4 protein-coding genes and 1 pseudogene are annotated in these 3120 nt (G+C 76.4%); 1 reads left to right on the plus strand and 4 read right to left on the minus strand.

Translation table 11 applies throughout. The annotated features are described in order from the left end of the window. The 4 genes from IDM29_RS15935 to IDM29_RS15950 all read right to left on the minus strand — a co-directional run. Positions 1-868 (minus strand): sacsin N-terminal ATP-binding-like domain-containing protein (locus IDM29_RS15935; RefSeq protein WP_375372429.1); only part of this gene is annotated, 868 nt, incomplete at its 3' end. Beyond that, the gene (locus IDM29_RS15940; protein WP_182113086.1) at positions 865-1695 is read right to left on the minus strand and encodes a DUF3027 domain-containing protein; all 831 of its coding nucleotides are present in this window, start codon (positions 1693-1695) and stop codon (positions 865-867) included. The genes IDM29_RS15935 and IDM29_RS15940, both read right to left, overlap by 4 nt. A gap of 1 nt (position 1696) precedes the next feature. Further along, entirely contained in the window at positions 1697-2080 is a 384-nt protein-coding gene (locus IDM29_RS15945; protein ID WP_182113085.1) for a cold-shock protein, read from the minus strand. Between the two features lie 63 nt (positions 2081-2143). Beyond that, positions 2144-2491 (minus strand): hypothetical protein, encoded by a 348-nt coding sequence (locus tag IDM29_RS15950; protein WP_182113084.1) that lies wholly within the window; start codon positions 2489-2491, stop codon positions 2144-2146. Positions 2492-2638: 147 nt separating this feature from the next. Between IDM29_RS15950 and IDM29_RS15955 the strand changes: the two are divergent. Next, positions 2639-3120, plus strand: a pseudogene (locus IDM29_RS15955) (hypothetical protein); the annotation flags it as partial.

The raw sequence follows: 3120 nt of genomic DNA on the forward strand, positions 1-3120 counted from the left end.
GGTCGGCAGTGGCGCCGGGCCGCCGGACGGCCCAGGTGACCCGCCACGCGCGGCGGTCGCGGTCCTCGACCGCCGCGTCCGCGAGCAGGGCCGCGTCGTGCACGCCGGTCCGGGTCGCGACGACCCACCGCTCCCCGACGTCGCGCAGGACGCGGGCCGATCCGCCGGGGACGCCGACCTCGTCGCGCACCTCGACGCAGGTCAGCGCGGGCAGGGCGAGCAGCAGGACGTCGCCCAGCGCCGCGAGCTCGGCGCGGACCCGCTCGACCGCGACGTCGTCGCGCAGGGTCAGGACCACCGCGGTGTCCCAGCCCTCACCGGGCTCACCGGGGTGCCCCGCCGCCGGCCCGGGGAACGGCAGGCGCAGGACCGGCAGCGCGTCGCCCCGGCGCGCGACCTCCTCGGACAGCCCCGGGGGCGCGTCGCGGAGGCCGGCCCGCGTCGCCGCGAGGGAGAAGTGCACCGCACCCGTGCGGGACGCGACGGTGACCTCGTCGGCGACCGAGCGCACGGCCGCGAAGCCGACGCCGAACCGGCCCACGGTGGTGTCGTCGTGCTTGGCGGAGGCGCGCAGCGACGCCAGGGACGCGACCCCTGCGGCGTCGAGCGGCCGGCCGGTGTTGCGGGCCGTGAGGGTCACCCCGTACGCCGTCCGCGCGAGGTGGAGTGCCAGCCTCCCCTGCCCGCCGGCCCGCGCCGCGGCGTCGGCGGCGTTCTGCGCGAGCTCGACGACGACGCGGTCGCGGTAGTACCGCCGCGCGTTGTCCTCCTCCGCGTTCGCGTCCTCGCGGAAGCGCGGCGGGTGGTCCGACCAGCCCGCGAGGACCGCGCGGCGCAGCGGTCCGGTCGCGAAGCGGTCGGCCGTCACTCCCGGGGGTCTGACCCGGCGTCCGGCTCCTGGGCCTCGGGCTCGGCGGCCGGGGGCGCGGCCTGGTCGAGCAGCCGGACGAGCTCCAGGTCCATCGCGTCGGACGCGGGCGGGTCCGGCCAGTCGCTGGGCGCGGGCGCGACGTCCGTCTGCGAGTGGGCACCGCAGCCGTGGTCCATGCTCACCACGCGGCCGTCGTCGGGCGACCACTCGTTGGCGCAGACGCCGAACTCGGTGCGCAGCGAGCCCGCCATGAGCAGCAGGAACCCGCACGTCGAGCACGGCGCGCTCGCGGCGAGGGCGGCCGGCGCCGTCGGCCCGTGCGAGCCGGCGTACCAGCGCTCCGCGGCCTCGGATCGGCCGCGGGGGGAGAGCACGCGCTCGCGCCCGAGCCCGAGCTCGAAGATGGCGAGCTCGTCGGCGTCGGCGTCACCCGTGGCCTCGTAGCCCTGCTCGAGCCGGTCGTCGTCCGGGAGGTACGGCAGGACGTCGCCGGTCCCGAGGTCTCCCGGGCGCAGGCGGTCGGCCCACGGCACCCACTCCGGTGCGAGCAGCGCGTCGTCGCCGGGCAGGAGGTGGACCTCGCACACGGTCGCGGTGCGGCCGCGCGGGACGCGCGCCACCGTGACGCTCCAGTGCCAGCCGCGGTAGCCGGGGGCGGTGGAGGCGAAGCGGTGCGAGACCAGGCGCTCGCCCTCGACCACGACCCCGAGGTGCTCGCCGACCAGCTCCGGACGGTCCGCGACCTCCTGGGCGGCGGCCCGGGCGAGGTCGACGGCCGAGGCGAGGACGGCGTCCTTGGCGGGAGACCTGGTGGCGGCCGCCATCTCAGGCCTCGAGGTCGTCGGCGACGGCGCGGAGCAGGGAGGCGACCTGCGACGCCTTGCCCTTCTCCGGGTAGCGACCGCGGCGCAGGCCGTTGCCCACCGAGTCCAGGACCTTGATGAGGTCCTCGACGATGATTGCCATGTCGTCGGCCGGCTTGCGCTGGGCCTTCGCGACCGAGGGCAGCGGCTCGAGGAACTTGACCGACAGGGCCTGCGGGCCGCGGCGGCCGTCGGCGACGCCGAAGTCCACCTTGGTGCCGGGCTTGGGGGCGGTCACGCCCGCGGGCAGCGCGGAGGCGTGCAGGAAGACCTCGTCGCCCTCGTCGCTGGCGATGAAACCGAAGCCGCGCTCGGCGTCGAACCACTTGACCTTGCCGGTAGGCACCTGGACCCCTGACGGAGAAGAGAAGGCTGACCGCCCCAGGCTACCGGCCGCGCGCCCGCCGGCTCACCAGACGACGGCGACGATGATGTTGAGCAGGGTCAGGCCGCCGATCGCGCCCCACACACCCGTGCTGACGCTCTGCTGACGGCGGCCCCGCAGCACCAGCGCGAAGATGACCAGCAGGACGAGCGTCTTGATTCCGATCTTGAGGTTGTCGACATGCTCGCCGTTGCCGAGCGCGTAGGCCATGCCGACGAGCGCGACGCCCGTGACGAGCTGCGTGAGCGCACCGTGGAACATCGCGGCGTCGATCTTCTTGGTCTTCGGCTTCATCTGGACGAGGAACCCGCCGAGCAGGCTCGCGAGGCCGACGAAGTGGAGGACCAGCAGCAGGTCCCGGGCGATCTCCATGGGGGGATTCTCCTCAGCTCGTGGACGCGCCATGTTGCAGACGCGATGTCGACAACCTTACCGTCCGCCCCGGGAGGCCGAGCCGCGGGTGGTCCGGGTCCCCGCCCGCGCACCGGCGACCCCACGCGCGCACGTATCGTGGGACGGATGACCACGTTCACCGAGCACCTGCGCGCCCGCGGGGAAGCGGGTCTCGCCGCGCTGCTCGACGGACGTCCCGACCTGGCGGCCCCGCCACCGGCGACCCTCAGGGCGCTCGCCGCGCGCGCCGCCAACCGCGCCAGCCTGGACCGCGCCCTCGCGGGCGTCGACGTCGTCGTCCTGCACGTCCTGGAGGCCGCGCTCGCGCTCTTCCCCGCGGACGGCCGCGCCGACGACGGCGGCCGCGCACCCCTGACTGAGGCGGACCTTGCCGCAGCCACCGGGGCCCGGCCCGACGACGTCGCGCCCGCGGTCGCCGTCGCGTGGGACCTGGCGCTGCTGTGGAGCCCCGACGTCGTGGAGGGCGCCGCGCCGGCGCCCGGAGCCCCGCTCGTCCCGGCCCCCGGGCTCGACGAGGTGCTCGGCCCCTACCCCGCGGGGCTCGGGCCCACGCTCCGCACGGCGCTGGCGCGCCGCAGCGCGCAGGG

This window comes from Actinotalea sp. JY-7885 (assembly GCF_014525465.1).
Taxonomy (GTDB): domain Bacteria; phylum Actinomycetota; class Actinomycetes; order Actinomycetales; family Cellulomonadaceae; genus Actinotalea.

Excerpts from the sequence above, each read along its gene's own strand:
- IDM29_RS15950 (WP_182113084.1), bottom strand. The coding sequence starts at position 2,491 with ATGGAGATCGCCCGGGACCTGCTGCTGGTCCTCCACTTCGTCGGCCTC.
- IDM29_RS15940 (WP_182113086.1), bottom strand. The coding sequence starts at position 1,695 with ATGGCGGCCGCCACCAGGTCTCCCGCCAAGGACGCCGTCCTCGCCTCG.